The sequence below is a fragment of the Micromonospora sp. LOL_013 genome (genome assembly GCF_048060315.1).
In the GTDB taxonomy this organism is placed as follows: Bacteria; Actinomycetota; Actinomycetes; order Mycobacteriales; family Micromonosporaceae; genus Micromonospora_E.
The window spans coordinates 32136-51235 of the sequence record NZ_JBHMIQ010000010.1 but is presented as its reverse complement, the minus strand read 5'-3'; the positions used below and the strand labels follow the sequence as shown (position 1 = coordinate 51235).

Genomic DNA, 19100 nt, shown 5'->3' with positions numbered 1-19100 from the left:
CGACGGGTGAGTTCCACCGCCGACGCCGGCCCACCCGGCGACCCGACCGGCCCGTCCGGAGCGTCGCCGGCACCCTCGTCCGACGTCGGCGCGGCGGGGTCCACCCCGGCCGCCAGCCGGCGCCGGATCCGGCGACGGCCAGGGCTGTACGTCGCCGCCGCGATCACCGTGGGCGGTGCTCCGCTCGGCGTCGCCTGGTCGATGCTGGCCCCCTGGATCCCGGTGGTCAAGACCGAGCAGGGCGCGGCGGTACGGGGCGGCGACCCGGAGGTCTTCGTCGCCGCCGACGGCTGGTTCGCGATGCTCGGCGTCGGCTACGGGATCCTCGCCGGGATCGTCGTCTGGGCGTCGCTGCCCCGGTCCCGTGGCCCGTACGGGCTGGTCGCCGTCGCCGCCGGTGGGCTCGGCGCGGCGGCGCTGGCCTGGGCCCTGGGCCGGCAGATCGGCCTGGCCGGCTACCAGCGGGCGATCGAGGCGGCGGCGCTCGGTGCCCAGTTGGAGCGGCCACCGGACCTGCAGGCCGGCGACTTCGACCTGTGGTTCGGCGTGCTGCCGACGGTCACCGGCGCGTTCAGCGCTCCGGCGCTCGGCGCAGTGCTGGCGTACACCATGCTGGCCGGCTGGTCCAGCCACCCGGACCTGCGTCCGGGGCCGGACCGGGGCGAAGCCGGGCCTGACCTTCCGATCCTCCCAGCGGCCCCGGACGTTCGTCCGGCCCCGGACGTCGCCGCCGATCCGCGGATCAGTTCGGACTCGCCGGAACCGCCAACTCGGGCAACGGGACCGGCACCGCCCGCACCCGGCGCAGCAGCGCCACCTCCCGATTGAGCATCCGCAGCTCGGCCCGCAGCCGTCGGGCGGTGTCCAGCTCCGCTAGCAGCGCCTGCCGCTCGCTGATGTGCAACGCGGCGGTCGCCGCCACCAGGTGGGAGAGCACGGTCGGCGTCTCCGGCAGCTGCTCGGTGATCTCGGCAGAGTCGGTCCGGACCAGGTCGAGATACTGCCGGAACACCGCGAGCACCTGCGGGGCCAGCAGGTCGGCCAGCTCCTCGGACCCGGTCGGCTCGGGCAGCCACTGCACCGACGCGGTGAGGTACGGCGTACCTTCGGTGGCCAGGTCGGTGATCCGGAACCGGCGCCGGCCCACCGTCACGATGTCGTACCGTCCGTTCGGCAGCTCGGTGACCTGCCGCAGCTGAGCGGTGCAGCCGATTTCGTACAGGCTCACCGAGGTCGGTGCCGGCGCACCCGGCGGCCCGGCGCTCGGCAGCACCTCCCAGCCACGCCGGATCGCCACCACCCCGAACTCCCGGGTGACGCCCTCGGGCAGGCTGGTCAGATGCCGGACCAGTGCCCGGTAACGCTCCTCGAAGATGTGCAGAGGCAGCACCAACCCGGGGAAGAGCACCGTCCCGAGCGGAAAGACCGGTAGCCGCTGACCCACCGGTCGAGCCTAGCGTGGTCACGCTCACTGTCCCGTCCGCTGGACGGCCGGCGTCCGGCCAGTGGGAGGACGCCTAGACTCGCAAGCGTGCTGAACCGGATCGACCTGCGAGGCGGGTCACCTGACCCGCGTGGCCTGCTGCCCCGTGCCCAGCTCGACGTCTCCGTGGCGGTCGAGCGGATCCGCCCGCTGGTGGAGGCGGTCCGTGACCATGGCTACCCGGCGATCCGGGAGGCGGCCGAGCGGTTCGACGGGGTCAGCCCGCACCGGCTGCGGGTGCCCACCGAAGCGCTCGCCGCGGCCGAGCGCGACCTCGATCCCGGGGTCCGGGCCGCGCTGCTGGAATGCATTGACCGGGCCCGGCGGGTGCACGCCGACCAGCGCCGGACCGACGTCACCACCCAGGTGGTGCCCGGCGGCACCGTCACCGAACGCTGGGTGCCGGTCGGCCGGGTCGGGTTGTACGTGCCCGGCGGGTTGGCGGTGTACCCATCGACCGTGGTGATGAACGTGGTCCCCGCCCAGGTCGCCGGGGTGGCATCGCTGGTGGTGACCAGCCCGCCGCAGCGCGACAACGACGGGCTGCCCGATTCGCGGGTACTGGCCGCCTGCGCCCTGCTCGGCGTCGACGAGGTGTACGCGGTCGGCGGAGCCCAGGCCGTCGCGATGCTCGGCTACGGTGCCGCGGTCGACCCGGACGGGACCGACCGGTGCGCCCCGGTCGACGTGATCACCGGGCCGGGCAACATCTGGGTCACCGCCGCCAAACGGCTGCTGCGCGGGGTGGCCGGTATCGACGCCGAGGCCGGCCCGACCGAGATCGCCATCCTCGCCGACGACACCGCGGACCCGGTGCACGTCGCCGCCGACCTGATCAGCCAGGCCGAGCACGACCCGTTGGCGGCCAGCGTACTGGTCACCCCGTCGACCGGGCTGGCCGACGCGGTCGACCAGGAACTGGCCCGGCAGGTGCCGGCCACCCGGCACGCCGACCGGATCGCGACCGCGCTCGGCGGCGAGCAGTCCGGCACCGTCCTGGTCGACGACCTCGACGCGGGTCTGGCCGTGGTCGACGCGTACGCCGCCGAGCACCTGGAGATCCAGACCCGGGACGCCCGGCAGTGGGCGCTGCGGGTCCGCAACGCCGGGGCGGTCTTCGTCGGCGCGTACGCCCCGGTGTCGCTGGGCGACTACTGCGCCGGCTCCAACCACGTTCTGCCCACCGGCGGCTGCGCCCGGCACTCCTCGGGCCTGTCGGTGCAGTCCTTCCTGCGCGGCATCCATTTCGTCGAGTACGACGCGGACGCGTTGCGTGACGTCGCCGAGCACGTGGTCACCCTGGCCGAGGCGGAGGACCTGCCGGCGCACGGGCAGGCGGTCCGGGCCCGGTTCGCCGACCCGGCCGGCAGCGCCGCCCCGGCAGCGAACTCACCGGCCGTTTCCCCGGGCGGACCGGCGGTGACCAGATGACCGGCCCGGTCACCCTGGACGACCTGCCGATCCGCGACGATCTGCGCGGGCGCAGTCCGTACGGGGCACCGCAGTTGGACGTACCGGTGCGGCTCAACACCAATGAGAACTCCTACCCGCTGCCGGACGTCGTGGTCGAGGCGATCGCCGAGGCGGTCACCGCCGAGCTGCGGCAACTCAACCGCTACCCGGACCGGGACGCGGTCGCGCTGCGGGCCGATCTGGCCGGCTATCTCGGGCACGGGCTGACCACCGCCGGGGTGTGGGCGGCCAACGGCTCCAACGAGATTCAGCAGCAGTTGCTGCAGGCGTTCGCCGGTCCCGGCCGGGTGGCGCTCGGCTTCACCCCTGCGTACTCGATGCATCCGCTGCTGGCGGTGGGCACCGGCACCCGGTGGGTGGACGGCCGACGCGGACCCGACTTCGACCTGTCCGCCGACGACGCGGCCGGCCAGGTGGTCGAGCACCAGCCGGACCTGGTCTTCCTCTGCTCTCCGAACAACCCGACCGGGACCGCCCTGGACCCGGCGGTGGTGCGGGCGGTACTGGCCGCCGCGCCGGGCATGGTCGTCGTCGACGAGGCGTACGCCGAGTTCGCCCGCCCCGGCACGGCCAGCGCGGTGCGGCTGCTGTCGACGCATCCACGGCTGGTGGTGACCCGGACGATGAGCAAGGCGTTCGGTTTCGCTGGCGGTCGACTGGGCTACCTGGCGGCGCATCCCGCGGTGGTCGACGCGGTCCAACTGGTCCGCCTGCCCTACCATCTGTCGGCGCTGACCCAGGCGGCGGCCCGGGCGGCGCTGGCGCACCGGGACACCCTGCTCGGTACGGTACGGGTGATCATGCAGCAGCGGGACCGGATCGTCGCCGAGCTGCGTCGGCTCGGGCTCACCGTGGCGGACAGCGACGCCAACTTCGTGCTGTTCGGTGTCAACGGCGCCGGTGGCGCCACCGGCGACCAGCGGGCCGTCTGGCAGGCGTTGCTGGAACGCGGGGTGCTGGTCCGTGACGTCGGGCTGGCCGGCTGGCTGCGGGTGACCGCTGGGACGCCGCAGGAGACCGACGCGTTCCTCGACGCGATGACCGAGCAGGTCACCGGGTCCGAACCAGCCGCCACGTCGCAGACAGCCGCAAATCTCCTCCCTGGCCTGCGGGCCGGAGCGTCCACGGAAGGAATCTGATGAACCGCACCGCACGGGTCGAACGCACCACGGCCGAGACCAAGGTGCTGGTGGAGCTGGACCTCGACGGCACCGGCACCGCCGACATCGGCACCGGTGTCGGCTTCTACGACCACATGCTGCACCAGATCGCCCGGCACGGCGGGTTCGACCTGACCGTACAGACGGTCGGTGACCTGGAGATCGACGCGCACCACACGATGGAGGACACGGCGATCGCGCTGGGCACCGCGCTGCGCCAGGCGCTGGGCGACAAGGCGGGCATCCGCCGGTACGGCTCGGCCACCATCCCGATGGACGAGGTACTGGTACGGGCGGTGGTCGACCTGTCCGGCCGGCCGTACGTGGTGCACGACGAGCCGGCGCTGGCGCCGTACATCGGGCCGGTCTACCCGACCAGCATGACCCGGCACATCTGGGAGTCGCTCGGCCACTCGGCCATGATCACGCTGCACGTGTCGGTGCTGCGGGCCGCCCGCGACGGCGGCCACCCGGACGCGCACCACGTGGTTGAGGCCCAGTTCAAAGCGGTCTCGCGGGCGCTGCGCGAGGCGGTGGCGATCGACCCCCGGTCGGCCGGCTCGGTGCCCAGCACCAAAGGCGCGCTGTAACGTGGACAGCTTCCTGCCGGTGGCGCTGTTCGCGCTGGCCGGGGTGCTGGTCGGTGGCGTCTGGTCGCTGCACCGTCAGGGTGCCGGGCGGGGTGCCATCGGTCTGGCCGCCGGCCTCGCCCTGCTGGCGGTCGCCGCCGGCGTGTTCTGGTTGCTACCGGGAGGTGACTGATGGTCACGCCATCGCCGGCCGTCGTGGTGCTCGACTACGGCTCCGGCAATCTGCGCTCCGCCGAACGGGCTCTGGCCCGGGCCGGTGCCGAGGTGACCGTGACCGCCGACCTGGCCGCGGCCGACGCCGCCGCCGGACTGGTGGTGCCGGGCGTCGGCGCGTACGCGGCCTGCATGTCCGGTATCGACGAGCTGGGTGCGGCGCCGGTGATCGCGCGGCGGGTCGCCGAGGGCCGCCCGGTACTCGGCATCTGCGTCGGCATGCAGATCCTCTTCGAGTACGGCGAGGAGCACGGGGTGGTCACCAAAGGGCTCGGCCTGCTGCCCGGCGGGGTTCGCCGGCTGCCCGCCGAGCGGGTGCCGCACATGGGCTGGAACACCGTCGCCGCGCCGGCCGGCAGCACCTTGTTCGCCGGTTTGCCCGGCGACGCCCGGTTCTACTTCGTGCACTCGTACGCGGCACTCGCCGTCGACCAGCTGAGCGCCGCCGGCGCCCTGGTCACCACCACCGAACATGGAGCCGGTTTCGTGGCCGCCGCCGAACGTGACGCGCTGTCGGCGACGCAGTTCCATCCGGAGAAGTCCGCCCAGACCGGGGCGATCCTGCTGGGCAACTGGCTGGCCACGTTGACTCCACCGACCATGACGGGAGGGGAGGACCGGTGAGCAAGGAACGGGCCCGCCGCCGGGCCGCCCGGCTGGCCGAGGCGGAACGCGAGCGGGCCACCCGCGCCCGGACCAGCGCCCGCCGGCAGCGGCGCCGGTCCGCGCTGCGCCGGCTCACCCCGCGTCGGCCGGGCGGGCGCACCGGGCGGCTGTTCATCCGGCGTAGCCGCGCCGAACGTGCCGGGATCGCGGTGCTGACCGTGGCGGCGCTGGCGGTCGTCTGGCTGGCCGTGCCCGACATGGCGCTGCGCCTGCTGCTGATCGTCGTACTGCTGCTCGTGGCACCCGCCGTCGTGGTCATCGCACTCGGCCGACGGACCTGATACCCACCACCTTCGAGGAGACAATCCGTGACCCTGACCCTGCTTCCCGCTGTCGACGTCGCCGACGGCCAGGCCGTCCGCCTGGTCCAGGGCGCGGCCGGTAGCGAAACCTCCTACGGTGATCCGCTGGAGGCGGCGCTCGCCTGGCAGCGTGACGGGGCGGAGTGGATCCACCTGGTCGACCTCGACGCCGCCTTCGGTCGGGGCAGCAACGCCCATCTGCTCGCCGAGGTGGTCCGGCAGATCGACGTAGCGGTGGAGTTGTCCGGCGGGATCCGCGACGACGAGTCGCTCGCCGCCGCGCTGGGCACCGGCGCGGCCCGGGTCAACATCGGCACCGCCGCGTTGGAGGACCCGGTCTGGTGCGACCGGATCGTCGCCGAGTTCGGCGACCGGGTGGCGATCGGCCTGGACGTGCGTGGCCGTACGCTGGCCGCTCGAGGCTGGACCCGTGACGGTGGTGACCTGTTCGAGATCCTCGAACGGCTGGACAAGGCCGGGGCCGCGCGGTACGTCGTCACCGACATCACCAAGGACGGCACCATGCGGGGACCGAACCTGGACCTGCTCCGGGAGGTGTGCTCGCGGACCGACGCGCCGGTGATCGCCTCCGGCGGTGTGTCCACCCTGGATGATTTGCGGGCGCTCGCCACTTTGGAATCGGCCGGGGTGGAGGGAGTGATCGCAGGCAAGGCGTTGTACGCCGGCGCGTTCAGCGTCGCGCAGGCGCTCGCCGCGCTGCGCGACGCCGGCCGATCGGAGGCCTCGGCGTGACCGTCGCGGTCCGGGTGATCCCCTGCCTCGACGTGGACGCGGGCCGGGTGGTCAAGGGGGTCAACTTCGTCGACCTGCGTGACGCCGGGGACCCGGTCGAGTTGGCCGCAGCCTACGACGCGGCCGGCGCGGACGAGTTGACCTTCCTCGACGTCACCGCCTCCTCCGACGCCCGCGGCACCATGCTGGACGTGGTCCGTCGGACCGCCGAGTCGGTCTTCATCCCGCTCACCGTCGGCGGCGGGGTGCGGTCGGTGGAGAACGTGGACACGCTGCTGCGCGCCGGAGCGGACAAGGTCGGGGTGAACACCGCGGCGATCGCCCGACCCGATCTGATCGCCGAGATCGCCGACCGGTTTGGCCGGCAGGTGCTGGTGCTGTCCCTGGACGTGCGTCGCGCCGGGCCGCAGACGGTGGCCAGCGGTGACACGCCCAGCGGTTTCGAGGTGACCACGCACGGCGGTCGGCGGGGGACCGCGATCGACGCGGTGGCCTGGGCACGGCGCGGCGCCGAACTGGGCGCCGGGGAGATCCTGCTCAACTCGATGGACGCCGACGGAACCAAGGCGGGCTTCGACGTCGAACTCATCGCCGCGGTACGGGCGGTGGTCGACATCCCGGTGATCGCCAGTGGCGGGGCCGGTGCCACCGCGCACTTCCCGCCGGCGGTGGCCGCCGGGGCCGACGCGGTCCTCGCCGCGAGTGTGTTCCACTTCGGCGAGCTGACCATCGGCGCGGTCAAACGGGAGCTGCGCGACGCCGGCCACCCGGTGCGCTGACCGCCATAGCCGGCCCTGTCGACCCGCCCGAGGTCAGGCCCGGCCCTGCCGGGCGGCGGAGTTCTCCACCGGACGCCGGGGCGCCGGCGGTAGGAAACGCCCGGTGTATTCGAGCATCGCGGCGGCGTGGTCCTGGTCGTCCAGCTGCCAGTCGGCCTCGGCGGTGGTGTACCGCTGGTCGAGCACCCCGTGCACACTGTCCACGGTGGTGGTCAGACCGCTGCGTGGCCGGTCCCGCCACAGCCGTTCACCGGCCTCGGTCACCTGGAACCAGCCGTCGCTGACCGAGACCAGCCCGGCACCGAGTAGCCGGCGTACCCCGGTCTCGATCTCTTCCCGGGTGGGGATCGCCTGGTTGAGGTGTTCGGCGGTGGTGAGCACGTCGACCAGGCGTACCCCTTCGGGCCGGCGGCTCAGCGGAGACCTGCGGTGCCGACCCACCTTGCCCGCGATGACCGTCGAGACGAAGATCCACGCGTCCGACCAAGCCCACCCCTCGTCCATCATCTGCCCATGATGCCGCGCCGGGCGCGCGGGCGGAACTCCTGTGCTTGGCTGTGGACATGCTTTTGCCGCGTCCCACCCGGCTGATCCGTGCGGCCGGGCATTTCACCCTCGATGCGACGACCGGTGTGTGCGCGCCGGCCGGCGTCGCCGACCTGCTGCGCGAACTGCTCACCCCGGCGACCGGGCTGCCGCTGGCGGCAGCGGGGGCGCCCGGCGATGGCGTGATCAGTCTGCTGGTGCGCGACGATCCCGCGCTCGGTGCCGAGGGCTACCGGCTGCGGGTCGACCCGTCCGGGGTCCGGGCGGTGGCCGCCGCCGAGGCCGGGCTGCGCTGGGCGGTGCAGACGCTGCGTCAGTTGCTGCCCGACCAGGTGTACGCGGCCGGTCCGGTCACCGGGGTGCCGTGGCGGCTGCCGACGGTGGAGATCGTCGACGTGCCGGCGTACCCGTGGCGGGGATCGCTGCTCGACGTGGCCCGCTGGTGCCACCCGCTGCCGCTGCTCTACCGCTATGTCGATGTGCTGGCCATGCACAAGCTCAACACTCTGCACCTGCATCTGACCGACGACCAGGGTTGGCGGTTCGAGGTGCGGCGGTACCCCCGGTTGACCGAGGTGGGCGGGTTCCGGGCGGCGTCGCCGGCCGGTCATCTTCGGGACGGCCGCAGCGACTGGGTGCCGCACGGCGGCTGGTACCGGCAGGCAGAGCTGCGTGGCCTGGTGGCCTACGCGGCCCGGCGCGGTGTGCGGATCATGCCGGAGATCGACCTGCCCGGGCACGCTCAGGCGGCGATCGCGGCCTATCCCGAGTTCGGCAACGATCCGACCCGCCGGTTGGCCGTCGGGACGACCTGGGGGATCTCCACCCACGTACTCAACCTGGAACCGGCCACCCTGGCCGCCGTGCACCACATCCTCGACGAGGTGGTCGAGGTCTTTCCGTTCGAGTACGTGCACGTCGGCGGGGACGAGGTGCCGACCGCCGAGTGGGCGGCGAACCCGGCGGCCGTCGCCCGGGCCACCGAGCTCGGCCTGCCCCGGGTGGCCGACCTGCAGGGCTGGTGGACCGGGCGGCTGGCCGAGCATCTGGCCGGTCACGGTCGGCGGACCGCGGTCTGGGACGAACTGCTCGACCGGGGAGTTCCGGGCGGGTCCACCGTCTTCGCGTGGCGGGGCATCGACCGGATCGACCTGGCCCGGTCCGCCGGTCTTCCGGTGGTTGCCGCGCCGTACAGCCACACGTACTTCGACTGGGCCGAGTCCGACGATCCGGCCGAGCCGTTGGCCATCGCCGGGGTGCTGCCGCTGCGCACGGTGTACGGGTTCCAGCCCGGCGACGTGCTCGGGGTGCAGGGGCAGCTGTGGAGCGAGTACCTGCCCACCGAGCAGCGGGTGTGGTGGCGGGCCTTCCCCCGGCTGGCCGCGTTGGCGGAGGTGGGTTGGTCCGGACCGGTGCCGACCGACGACACCGGCGCGGTGCCGCCCGGGGTGTGGGCGGAGTTCCGTAGTCGGCTGACCGGGCAGCTGCGCCGGCTGGACCGGGTCGGCGTCAGCTACCGTCCGCCGGACGACTGACCGCCGGGACCGGCTCGGGCGCGGTCGCGCCGGTGGGTACGGTGCACAGCGGCAGGAAGAACTGCACCAGCGGTCCGATGCCGACCGCGTAGAGCACGGTGCCCAGCCCGCCGGTGCCGCCCAGCAGCCAGCCGCACGCCAGCACGGTCAGCTCGATCACGGTGCGGACGAGCCGGACCGAGCTGCGCGGGTGCCGGGCGACCCAGCCGGTCATCAGCCCGTCCCGGGGGCCGGGGCCCATCCGCGCCCCGATGTACAAGGCGGTGGCCAGGCCGTTGAGCACGATCCCGGTGACCAGGAACGCGCCCCGGACCGGCAGCTGCGTCGGTGCGGGCAGCAGTGCGAGACCGGCGTCCACCGCGACGCCGATCACCACCACGTTGCTGACCGTGCCGAGGCCGGGCCGCTGCCGCAGTGGTATCCACAGCAGCAGCACGGCTCCGCCGACGAACACCGTGACGGTCCCGAAGCTCAACCCGGTCAGCTGGGTCAACCCCTGGTGGAAGACGTCCCACGGGTTCAGCCCGAGATCCGACTCGATCATCAGCGCCATGCTGACGCCGTACAGGGCGAGGCCGGCGTAGAGCTGTCCGAGCCGTCGGGGCAGTCGCCGACCCGGGTGGCGGCCGGGGCGGCCGCCGGGATGGTGACCGGGGTTGGGGTCCGGTCTGCGGCGGAGTCCACCGCCGTTGCCAATCTTGGTCATGCATGCCACATTGAAGGCCAATCGGCGATCGCGATACGACCAATTGGAGGCAACTGGTTATGGCAGTGATCGTGCGGGGCAGCCAATTGGCCCGGCTGCTCGGCCAGTGGCATGCCCTGCCCGGCCGGCGGCGCAACCCGGACTACGCCGCGTTGGCCGGGGCGGTCCGCGGCCTGCTCGCCGACGGGCGGCTGCCGCTCGGCGTACGGCTGCCGGCCGAGCGGGAACTGGCCGAGGCGCTGCGGATCAGCCGGACCACCGTCACCGCCGCGTACCGCAGTCTGCGGGAGACCGGCCACCTGACCAGCCGCCGGGGGGCCGGCAGCTGGACCACGCTGCCCACCGGACACCAGGTGGCCAGCTCCGGGCTGTGGACCGCGGAGACCGCCCCCGACATGATCGACCTGGGGTACGCGGCGCTGGCCGCCCCACCCGAGCTGGTGCCGGCGGCCCGCGCCGCCGCCGAAGACCTGCCCCGCTACCTTCAGCACGCCGGCTACTACCCGACCGGGCTGGCCGAGCTGCGGGCCTCGGTCGCCCAGGGCTACACCCGGCGTGGTCTGCCCACCAGCGCGGAGCAGATCATGGTGACCAGCGGCACCCAGCACGCCCTCGACCTGGTGCTACGGCTGCTGCTGCCAGCTGGCGCACCGGTGCTGGTCGAGTCGCCTACCTACCCGAACGCGCTCGCCGCGCTCGCCGCCCGTCGGGCCCGGATCGCCACCCACGGACTGGCGACCACCGCCGGCGGCGGTTGGGACGCCGACCTGCTGCTCGGCGCGATCCGACAGGACGGGCCCCGGCTGGCCTACCTGATCCCCGAGTTCCAGAATCCGACCGGTCACCTGATGTCGGCCGAGCTGCGGGAACGGGTGGTCGCGGCGGCCCACGCCAGCGGCACCGACCTGGTGGTCGACGAGTCGTTCGTGGACCTGCCGCTGGACGGCACCCCGGTGCCACCGCCGACCGCGGTCTTCGATCGGCACTCCCGGGTGATCTCCATCGGGGGGATGAGTAAGCCCTACTGGGGTGGGCTGCGGATCGGCTGGGTACGGGCCTCGGCGCCGTTGGTACAGCGGCTCGCCGCCCTGCGGGTCGGGGTGGACATGGCCGGTCCGGTGCTCGACCAGCTGGTCGGGGTCCACCTGCTGGCCGCGGCGGACACCATCGTGCCGGCCCGGTTGGCGCAGCTCACCGCCCAGCGGGACGCGCTGCTCACCGAGCTGGCCAACGTGTTGCCCGAGTGGCGGGTCAGCGTGCCGCACGGCGGGGTGACCCTCTGGGCGGAGCTGGACGGCCCGATCTCCAGCGCGCTCGCCCGAGCGGCCGAGGAGTCCGGGGTACGGCTGGCCCCCGGCCCCAGGTTCGGCATCGACGGCACCCTGGAGCGGTTCCTGCGGTTGCCGTTCACCCTGCCGGTGCCGGTGCTGACCGACGCGGTACGGCGGATCGCCGCCGTGCGCTACGACCTTGACCGCACCAGCCGCCGTCAGTGGCGGGAGCCCGCCATGATCGCCTGACGGCGGCTGGTGCCCGACCCCACGGTCAGATCTCGGCGAGCTGACCGGCGTACATCCGGTCGATCTCGGCGGCGAAATTGTTCTCCACGATCCGGCGTTTGATTTTGAGCGACGGCGTCATCTCGCCGTCCTCGATGGTCAGGTCCCGACTGAGGATAGCGAACTTCTTGATTGTCTCCCACCGGTTGAGCTTGCCGTTGAGTTCGGCGACGTAGCCCGCCACCAGAGTGTGCACCTCGGGCGAGGCGACGATCTCGGCGTACGGCCGGCCAGCCAGCGGCCCGTCGGCTGCCCAGCCGGTGATGGCGTCCGGGTCCAGGGTGACCAGCATGGTGCAGTAGTTGCGGGCCTGGCCGATCACCACCGCCTGCGAGGTGTACGGGCAGACCGCCTTGAACAGGCCCTCGATGTGCGACGGTGCCACGTACTTGCCGCCGGACGTCTTGACCAGGTCCTTCTTGCGGTCGGTGATGGTCAGGAAGCCCTCGTCGTCGAGATTGCCGATGTCGCCGGTGCGGAAGAATCCGTCGGCGGTGAACGCCTCGGCGGTCTCCGCCGGCAGGTTGTGGTAGCCACGCATCACCGGTGCGCCGCGCAGCAGCACCTCGCCGTCCTCGTCGATGCGGCACTCCAGGTCGCCCAGCGCCTGCCCGACGGTGCCGATCTTGATCTGGACCGGCCGGTTGACGAAGTTGGCCGCGCTCGCCTCGGTCAGCCCGTAGCCCTCGCAGATCGGCAGGTTGGCGGCGGCGAAGAACTCGGCGATGTCCGGGCTCAGCGGCGCCGAACCGGAGACCAGCGCGTTGATGTGCCCGCCGAGGCGGGCCTGGAGCTTGCTGAAGACCAGTTTCTCGGCGATCGCGTACTTGAGCTTCAGCCCACCCGGCACCGGCCGGCCGGCCTGTTGCAGGGCCACCCGCTGGCGACCGACGCGGACCGCCCAGTCGAAGATCCGGGCCTTGGCGCCGCCGGCCTCCTGCGCTGTGGCGACCGCCTTGTTGTAGACCTTCTCGAAGATCCGCGGGGCGGCGCACATCAGCGTCGGCCGGACCACCGACAGCATGTCGACCAGCTTGTCCACCCGGCCGTCGACATAGGTCGGCAGCCCGACGTGGATGATGCTGCACAGCAGGGTCTTGCCGAACGAGTGTGACAGCGGCAGCCAGAGGTACTGCAGGTCGTCGGGGTTCATGATGCCCAGCTGGGACTGGGCGACGGCCTCCCAGCACCAGCCCCGGTGCAGCAGCTCGACGCCTTTGGGCCGGCCCGTGGTGCCGGAGGTGTAGATCAGGGTGGCCAGGTGCTCCGGCTCGATGGTGGTGGCGATCCGTTCGACCAGGCCGGGTTCCTCGGCGAGTGCTTGGGTGCCGCGTTCCTCCAGCTCGGCCAGGGTGAGCTGGGGGACCGTCGCGGCGGGGTCGGCTGCTCCGTCGATGAGCACCACGTGGGTCAGCGCCGGCAGGTCCGCGTCGGCCATCTTGTCGGCTTGGGCACGGTTCTCGGCGATCAGAATTTTCGAGCCGGAGTCGCCGACGATGAACGCCGCGTCGGCCGGCTCAGTGGTGGGGTAGACCGTGGTCGTCGCGCCGGCGGCGCACATGATGCCGAGATCGGCCAGCACCCATTCGATCCGGGTGTTGGCCAGGATGGCCACCCGGTCCTCGTTGCCGACGCCCAGTGCGTACAGGCCGGCGGCGATCGCCCTGGTCCGGCCGGCGACCTCGGCCCAGGTCATCCAGGTCAGGCCGGAGTCGCCGGGGGCGGGTCCGGCGATCGCGTTCCGGTCCGGCGTGGCAGCCACCCGCTGCAGAAACATGTCGGGAATCGACCGGTATGGGACGTCGAGAGCCATCGGGTCCGTCGCCTCCGCATATGTGATAGTGAGCGCTGTCACGTAAATTCTGTGTTACCGAACAGTAGTGCCAGGCTCGGTTTTCGGCTAGCCCCAAGCCACGCCCAGCGCGGCAAACCCGGCCAAGCCTCGCGGTGTCGTTCCTCGTCAAGGGCTGGTTCGCTCGTGCCCGGCGGTGTCCGGCCTCGGGGTCGGTGGCCGGCGCCCGGCGCCGGCCACCGGAAACCATGCGTCGGCGGTATGGGGATATCGATATATAAACCTGCCAACGCTCACGCATAGGATTTCATCAATCGATATCCCGCTCGCCCGCCCGCGACCGAGACGGCCACAAGCCGACGCGGGTGTCCGCATCCAGGAAGGAACAGGGATGACCGTTCTCCGTACCACTGGCCGCCGGCTACTGCTGGCCGGCTGCGCCGCCGCCGTCGCCACCGCGCTCGTCGGCAACCCGGCGGCCGCCGCTCCGGCCGGGGAGATCAAGCTCGCCGGCGGGGCCACCGCGGTCGCGGGCAGCTACATCGTGGTGTTCACCGACGCCGCCGTCGCAGCCCGGGGTGACGCAGCCCGCGCGGCCGCCGTCGCGGACCGGGCCGGCAGCCTCGCCGCACAGTACGGCGGTGCCGTCAACCGTGTCTTCGGCGCCGCGGTCAACGGCTTCGAGGCGCGGCTGTCGGCGTCGGCCGCCCGCCGGCTCGCCGCGCACTCGTCCGTGGCGTACGTGGAGCAGAACCACACCGTGTCGCTCGCCGCCACCCAGACGAACCCGCCGTCCTGGGGTCTGGACCGGATCGACCAGCGCAACCGGCCGCTGAACAACGCCTACACCTACCCCACGACGGCCAGCAACGTCACCGCGTACATCATCGACACCGGCATCCGCACCACGCACAACGACTTCGGTGGGCGGGCCCGCGCCGGCTACGACGCGTTCGGCGGCACGTCGGCGGACTGCAACGGGCACGGCACCCACGTCGCCGGTACGGTCGGCGGCAGCGCGTACGGGGTGGCCAAGGGTGTCCGGCTGGTCGCCGTGCGGGTGCTGAACTGCTCCGGCGGTGGCACCGTCGCCGGGGTCGTCGCCGGGGTCAACTGGGTCACCGCCAACGCGGTCAAGCCGGCGGTGGCGAACATGAGCCTCGGCGGTGGGGCCAGCAGCACGCTGGACAGCGCGGTGGCGAACTCGATCTCCTCCGGTGTCAGCTACGCGGTGGCGGCCGGCAACTCGAACGCCAACGCCTGCAACTACTCGCCGGCCCGGGTCTCCAGCGCGATCACCGTCGGCGCGACTACCAGCAGCGACGCCCGTGCGTCGTACTCCAACTACGGCCGCTGCCTGGACATCTTCGCGCCGGGCTCGTCGATCACCGCACCGTGGTACAACAGCAACACCGCCACCCGGACCATCAGCGGCACCTCGATGGCCGCTCCGCACGTGGCGGGTGCCGCCGCTCTGGTGCTCAGCCGGTTCCCCTCCTACAGCCCCTCCCAGGTGACCAGCTACCTGGTCAGCAACGCCACCACCGGCGTGGTGTCCGGTGCGGGCTCCGGCTCGCCGAACCGCCTGCTCTACGTGGTCAACTGATCCGGTGATCCGCTGACCGACCCGACAGCTCGAGCAGCGCGCGGCCCCTGGGCACCCCAGCGCCCGGGGGCCGCACCCTGCGGCATCTCGCCCACACTCCGACGGCGCTTAGGGTAGCCGGATGCATGCTGTCAGTGATATGACTCAAGAAATATAGGAAGTCGTCAATAGGCTCCGCCCTACGATCGGTCCGATCGGCATCGTCGATCGTTCATCTGTCCGCAGTAGATCGACTACTGCGGACAAAAGACCGAAGGAAGGACGGAGATGACACCCATGCGCACGCACGTCCGGCGCGCCCTGGTGCTGGTCGTGGCGGCAGCCGTCGCCACCATGACGGTCACCCCGCCGGCCACGGCCGCCCCCACCGGCGAGATCCGCCAGGCGGGTGGTGCCACCGCGGTGGCGGGCAGCTACATCGTCGCGTTGAAGGCCAGCGCGGTGAGCGGCTCCCGCTCCATGCGGACCGCCCGGATCGCGACCCGCGCCGCCGAACTCGCCGGGACCTACGGCGGCGTGGTCAACCGACTGTACGAGACCGCCTTCACCGGCTTCGAGATCAAGCTCTCCGAGGCCGCCGCCCGTCGCCTGGCGGCGCACTCGTCCGTGGCGTACGTGGAGCAGAACCACACCGTCTCGCTGGCCGGCACCCAGGTCAACCCGCCGTCCTGGGGCCTGGACCGGATCGACCAGCGTTACCTGCCGCTGAACCGCTCCTACACCTACCCGAACACCGGTTCGACGGTCACCGCGTACATCATCGACACCGGCATCCGGTTCGACCACACCGACCTGTCCCCCCGGGCCGTGCCCGGCTACGACGCGTTCGGCGGCACCGCGGCGGACTGCAACGGGCACGGCACCCATGTCGCCGGTACGGTCGGCGGCACCAGGTTCGGCGTCGCCAAGAAGGTCCGGCTGGTCGCCGTGCGGGTGCTCAACTGCAGCGGCAGCGGCACCGTCGCCGGAGTCCTCGCCGGCGTCAACTGGGTCACCACCAACGCTGCAGGCCGGCCGGCGGTCGCGAACATGAGCCTCGGTGGCGGTGCCAGCGCAACGCTGGACAGCGCGGTGACCGCCTCGATCTCCTCCGGAGTCAGCTACGCGGTGGCGGCCGGCAACTCGAACGCCGACGCCTGCAACTTCTCGCCGGCCCGGGTCCCGACCGCACTGACCGTCGGGGCCACCGACCGCAACGACAACCGGGCCTCCTACTCCAACTGGGGACGCTGCCTGGACCTGTTCGCGCCCGGATCGCAGATCACCTCGGCCTGGCACACCAGCCCGACCGCGACCAACACGATCAGCGGCACCTCGATGGCCGCGCCGCACGTGGCCGGCGCGGCCGCCATGGTGCTGCAGGCGTACCCGAACTACACCCCGGCGCAGGTGTCCGCGTTCATCCTGCGGATCGCCACGCCGAACGTGGTGGTCAACCCTGGGCCCGGCTCGCCGAACTTGCTGCTCTACGTCCTGTTCCGCAACGTCATCACCCCGGTACCGACGCTGACCGTCAGGCCGACTGTGATCCCGACCGTGATTCCGACCCTCACCCCGCGCCCGACCCTCACCCCGCGCCCGACCCTCACCCCGCGCCCGACCCTCACCCCGCGCCCGACGTTGACCGCGGTGCCGACGCTGACCCAGCGTCCGCCGCTGCTGCCCGCACCGATTGGCTGATCACGTCCGGCCGCCGAGACGGACATCACCCCGTCCCGGCGCCCGGCACGTTCGGGCCGCCGCGGCTGAGCGGTCCCGGCGGTCGTGGCCGTCGCCGTCCCAGCGGTCATCGTCCTGATCGTGAAGGTTCCGCTCGGCGCCGTCGGTCGTCGCGCCGGTCAGCGTGACGGCGAATGCGGTGCCGTCCGGGTGTGTGCGAAGGCGTTGCCCAGCACCGCGTCGACTGCGGCGGCCAGGTCCTCGGCGTCGATTCCCACCGGCGGACCGTCCGGCAAGTCGAGCCGCACCACCCGGGCGGTGTCCTCGGGCAGCTCCGACCGCCGGAGGACGACGTCGAGGTGAGCTTCGTGGGGCCGGCAGGGGAGCACGAGGTCGACGCCGTGTGCGTCGGTGACCAGCCGGAGATCGGCTGGGAGCTGGACGGCTGAATCCCGTCCACACCGGCGGTGCGACGCCCGGTCACTGGTACCGGCTGGAGATCACCGACCAGTCGTAGGTGCCACGGATCCAGTTTCGTCGCGTCGCGACCAGGCGGTGCACCGGCGGCGGCGCGTCGGTCAGCACCTCGGCCTGCAGCCGGAGGAACAGCGCGAGACCGTCGTTGAACCATTCGGCGGCGGTGGCCAGGGCCGCCGCCGGACCGTAGCCGGTCTCGTGGGCGATCACGGTGGCCAGGTTGTGGGGATCCTGGCCATGTTCCTTGCCGTACGAGAACAGGTCGTTGCACCAGCAGACCAGATCCGCCGCCACAGTGTTCAGTCTGGCGAGCGTCGGGTCAACCCGGTGACGGGAATGCGGCAGTCCGCTTTCTGCGAGGTCGGTGAGCGCGAAACTGGGCAGTACCGCGCCGGCGTGCCGGCGCATCTGGATGTACTCGGCGACCGCCGGCACCCGGCCCTGCTGGCGGTTGCCGGCCTCCCAGAGCAGCGCGAAGAGGTACTGGTGCAGCGAAGCGGTGAACCGCAGCAGGATCCCGGGCCGGCCCAGCCGGCGGACCCGGTGGCACAGATCCGCGAGGGTCAGCGCCAGTGGCGACCGGTCGCCCAGGTCGGTCGGTGGCGTGGCACCGGGTCCGTCGAGTGTCCGCATCAGCGGGCTGATCACCGGCGCGACCCGGCCCGGGTCGGTGCCGAGCCCGTCCTCGTCGCAGCGGTCGTCGAGCGCGAACAGCCAGGTGAACAGGTCGCTGAGCAGTTGCACGCGGACGACGTCGGCGTCGGGCGCGACCCGGGCGGCCAACTCGGCGGCGTTGGCGCGGCGCAGCCGGGCGGCACGCTGCGGATCAGCCGTCAGCCCGTGCCGGTCCGCCCAGCCCGCCGACGCCCTGGCGAGCGTCGACCGGTACGGGTTGACGCGGGGCCGGAACGGTGGGGCGACCACGGACGTCGGGGCGAACGCGCGCATACGGCCTCCAGCCGGCCGCCAAGGGGAGGGATGGCGTACCGGTATGATCATCATCGCGGTCCGGCCCGGCCACGACGAGGATCGCCGCTAGAAGCCGAAGCGGGCGTTACGCAATCGTTCTTCGACCGCAGCGGCGCAGTCGAGCTGGACCCGGGCCACCCGCTGTCGGCCGGTCAGGAAGAGCACCAGCTCCCCGGGCGGGGCGCTGAGCGACACCCGGTCCCCGCCGGTCCCGGTCGCCACGTCCCCGTAGCCGTCGGCGACGACGGTGACCGCGCCGGGGAACCGGCGCAGCCGCAGCCTGGTCAGCGCCGAGACGCGTTTCCACAGCGCGGCCTGCTCGCCGGGCGGCAGGTCCCGGGGGTGCCAGTCCGGCTGGGCCCGTCGGACGTCCTCATGATGGATGAAGAACTCCATCAGGTTGACCACTTCGTCGGTGATCCGGTTGCTCACCGGGCTCCACGCCGGTGGCTGCCGGACCATCCGGACCAGGTCGGGGAAGGGGCGGGCGGCGAGTTCGAGCCGGACCCGTTCACTGTAGCCGCGCAGCACCGGCAACCAGATGCCCGCTGCCGCGTCGGGCCGCTGCTCCCGGACGACCAGGTGCGCGGCGAGGTCCCGGGTGGTCCACCCGTCGTTCACCGTCGGGGCATCCGGACCAACGGCAAGGAACAGGTCGGCCAGGGCATGACGTTCCATTTGTGCGAACCGCGCCATGAACCGATCGTAGGCGGGCGACGGACGGCGCGCCGAGCGAGTCGACGTCGTGGTACCGGGTCGGGTGCCGGGACCGGGGGCGTGCTGTGGCGGTGGCCACAGTCGTCGTACCCCGCTGGCATCGTGGGTCGGTAAG

General features: G+C 72.4%; 20 protein-coding genes. 13 read left to right on the top strand and 7 right to left on the bottom strand.

The features are described 5' to 3' along the window. Positions 1-6: 6 nt before the first annotated feature. Positions 7-828 carry a DUF2567 domain-containing protein gene (locus ACFHWS_RS08880; protein ID WP_416551749.1) on the top strand — a complete coding sequence of 274 codons (822 nt, stop codon included), beginning with the start codon at positions 7-9 and terminating at the stop codon, positions 826-828. Here ACFHWS_RS08880 and ACFHWS_RS08875 read toward each other — a convergent pair. Next, entirely contained in the window at positions 743-1444 is a 702-nt protein-coding gene (locus tag ACFHWS_RS08875; RefSeq protein WP_416551750.1) for an LON peptidase substrate-binding domain-containing protein, read from the bottom strand. The two genes, ACFHWS_RS08880 and ACFHWS_RS08875, sit on opposite strands and share 86 nt — an antisense overlap. Before the next feature lie 87 nt (positions 1445-1531). Between ACFHWS_RS08875 and hisD the strand changes: the two genes are divergently transcribed. From hisD to hisF, 8 genes are read left to right on the top strand one after another with little or no spacing between them, the layout of a single operon-like run. Continuing rightward, positions 1532-2914, top strand: coding sequence for a histidinol dehydrogenase (gene hisD / locus ACFHWS_RS08870; protein WP_416551751.1), 1383 nt, complete (start codon positions 1532-1534; stop codon positions 2912-2914). Continuing rightward, positions 2911-4095, top strand: coding sequence for a histidinol-phosphate transaminase (locus tag ACFHWS_RS08865; protein ID WP_416551752.1), 1185 nt, complete (start codon positions 2911-2913; stop codon positions 4093-4095). Before hisD ends, ACFHWS_RS08865 begins: the two co-directional genes overlap by 4 nt. Continuing rightward, complete coding sequence (gene hisB, locus ACFHWS_RS08860; RefSeq protein WP_416551753.1) at positions 4095-4706, top strand: imidazoleglycerol-phosphate dehydratase HisB; 612 nt, start codon at positions 4095-4097, stop codon at positions 4704-4706. Before ACFHWS_RS08865 ends, hisB begins: the two co-directional genes overlap by 1 nt. 1 nt (position 4707) lies before the next feature. Further along, positions 4708-4878 carry a hypothetical protein gene (locus ACFHWS_RS08855; protein WP_416551754.1) on the top strand — a complete coding sequence of 57 codons (171 nt, stop codon included), beginning with the start codon at positions 4708-4710 and terminating at the stop codon, positions 4876-4878. Beyond that, positions 4878-5543: an imidazole glycerol phosphate synthase subunit HisH gene (gene hisH / locus ACFHWS_RS08850; RefSeq protein ID WP_416551755.1), complete on the top strand. Its 666-nt coding sequence runs from the start codon at positions 4878-4880 to the stop codon at positions 5541-5543. The genes ACFHWS_RS08855 and hisH overlap by 1 nt, the downstream gene beginning before the upstream one ends. Beyond that, entirely contained in the window at positions 5540-5866 is a 327-nt protein-coding gene (locus ACFHWS_RS08845) for a hypothetical protein (protein ID WP_416551756.1), read from the top strand. The genes hisH and ACFHWS_RS08845 overlap by 4 nt, the downstream gene beginning before the upstream one ends. 27 nt (positions 5867-5893) lie before the next feature. Then, complete coding sequence (gene priA, locus ACFHWS_RS08840; protein ID WP_416551757.1) at positions 5894-6640, top strand: bifunctional 1-(5-phosphoribosyl)-5-((5-phosphoribosylamino)methylideneamino)imidazole-4-carboxamide isomerase/phosphoribosylanthranilate isomerase PriA; 747 nt, start codon at positions 5894-5896, stop codon at positions 6638-6640. After that, complete coding sequence (hisF, locus tag ACFHWS_RS08835; protein WP_416551758.1) at positions 6637-7419, top strand: imidazole glycerol phosphate synthase subunit HisF; 783 nt, start codon at positions 6637-6639, stop codon at positions 7417-7419. The genes priA and hisF overlap by 4 nt, the downstream gene beginning before the upstream one ends. 33 nt (positions 7420-7452) lie before the next feature. Here the strand turns inward: hisF and ACFHWS_RS08830 are convergent, their stop codons facing one another. After that, positions 7453-7926 carry a hypothetical protein gene (locus tag ACFHWS_RS08830; protein ID WP_416551759.1) on the bottom strand — a complete coding sequence of 158 codons (474 nt, stop codon included), beginning with the start codon at positions 7924-7926 and terminating at the stop codon, positions 7453-7455. A 56-nt stretch (positions 7927-7982) separates the two neighbouring features. On the opposite strand from ACFHWS_RS08830, the gene ACFHWS_RS08825 reads away from it, so the two are divergent. Beyond that, positions 7983-9500 carry a beta-N-acetylhexosaminidase gene (locus ACFHWS_RS08825; RefSeq protein ID WP_416567979.1) on the top strand — a complete coding sequence of 506 codons (1518 nt, stop codon included), beginning with the start codon at positions 7983-7985 and terminating at the stop codon, positions 9498-9500. On the opposite strand, the gene ACFHWS_RS08820 is transcribed toward ACFHWS_RS08825, so the two are convergent. Continuing rightward, entirely contained in the window at positions 9475-10206 is a 732-nt protein-coding gene (locus ACFHWS_RS08820) for a YczE/YyaS/YitT family protein (RefSeq protein ID WP_416567978.1), read from the bottom strand. The two genes, ACFHWS_RS08825 and ACFHWS_RS08820, sit on opposite strands and share 26 nt — an antisense overlap. Before the next feature lie 59 nt (positions 10207-10265). On the opposite strand from ACFHWS_RS08820, the gene ACFHWS_RS08815 reads away from it, so the two are divergent. After that, positions 10266-11726 (top strand): PLP-dependent aminotransferase family protein, encoded by a 1461-nt coding sequence (locus ACFHWS_RS08815; protein WP_416567977.1) that lies wholly within the window; start codon positions 10266-10268, stop codon positions 11724-11726. Between the two features lie 25 nt (positions 11727-11751). Here ACFHWS_RS08815 and ACFHWS_RS08810 read toward each other — a convergent pair whose 3' ends face one another. Further along, complete coding sequence (locus ACFHWS_RS08810; protein ID WP_416568010.1) at positions 11752-13578, bottom strand: AMP-dependent synthetase/ligase; 1827 nt, start codon at positions 13576-13578, stop codon at positions 11752-11754. A 370-nt stretch (positions 13579-13948) separates the two neighbouring features. Between ACFHWS_RS08810 and ACFHWS_RS08805 the strand changes: the two genes are divergently transcribed. Together ACFHWS_RS08805 and ACFHWS_RS08800 are read left to right on the top strand one after the other, a co-directional pair. Next, entirely contained in the window at positions 13949-15163 is a 1215-nt protein-coding gene (locus tag ACFHWS_RS08805; protein ID WP_416567976.1) for a S8 family peptidase, read from the top strand. A gap of 276 nt (positions 15164-15439) precedes the next feature. Continuing rightward, positions 15440-16843 carry a S8 family peptidase gene (locus tag ACFHWS_RS08800; protein ID WP_416567975.1) on the top strand — a complete coding sequence of 468 codons (1404 nt, stop codon included), beginning with the start codon at positions 15440-15442 and terminating at the stop codon, positions 16841-16843. A gap of 158 nt (positions 16844-17001) precedes the next feature. Here the strand turns inward: ACFHWS_RS08800 and ACFHWS_RS08795 are convergent, their stop codons facing one another. From ACFHWS_RS08795 to ACFHWS_RS08785, 3 genes are all read right to left on the bottom strand, one after another. Continuing rightward, entirely contained in the window at positions 17002-17133 is a 132-nt protein-coding gene (locus ACFHWS_RS08795) for a hypothetical protein (protein WP_416567974.1), read from the bottom strand. A gap of 169 nt (positions 17134-17302) precedes the next feature. Next, positions 17303-18247, bottom strand: coding sequence for a terpene synthase family protein (locus tag ACFHWS_RS08790; RefSeq protein ID WP_416551765.1), 945 nt, complete (start codon positions 18245-18247; stop codon positions 17303-17305). 87 nt (positions 18248-18334) lie between these two features. Further along, positions 18335-18964 carry a TIGR03085 family metal-binding protein gene (locus tag ACFHWS_RS08785; RefSeq protein ID WP_416567973.1) on the bottom strand — a complete coding sequence of 210 codons (630 nt, stop codon included), beginning with the start codon at positions 18962-18964 and terminating at the stop codon, positions 18335-18337. Between the last annotated feature and the right edge of the window lie 136 nt (positions 18965-19100).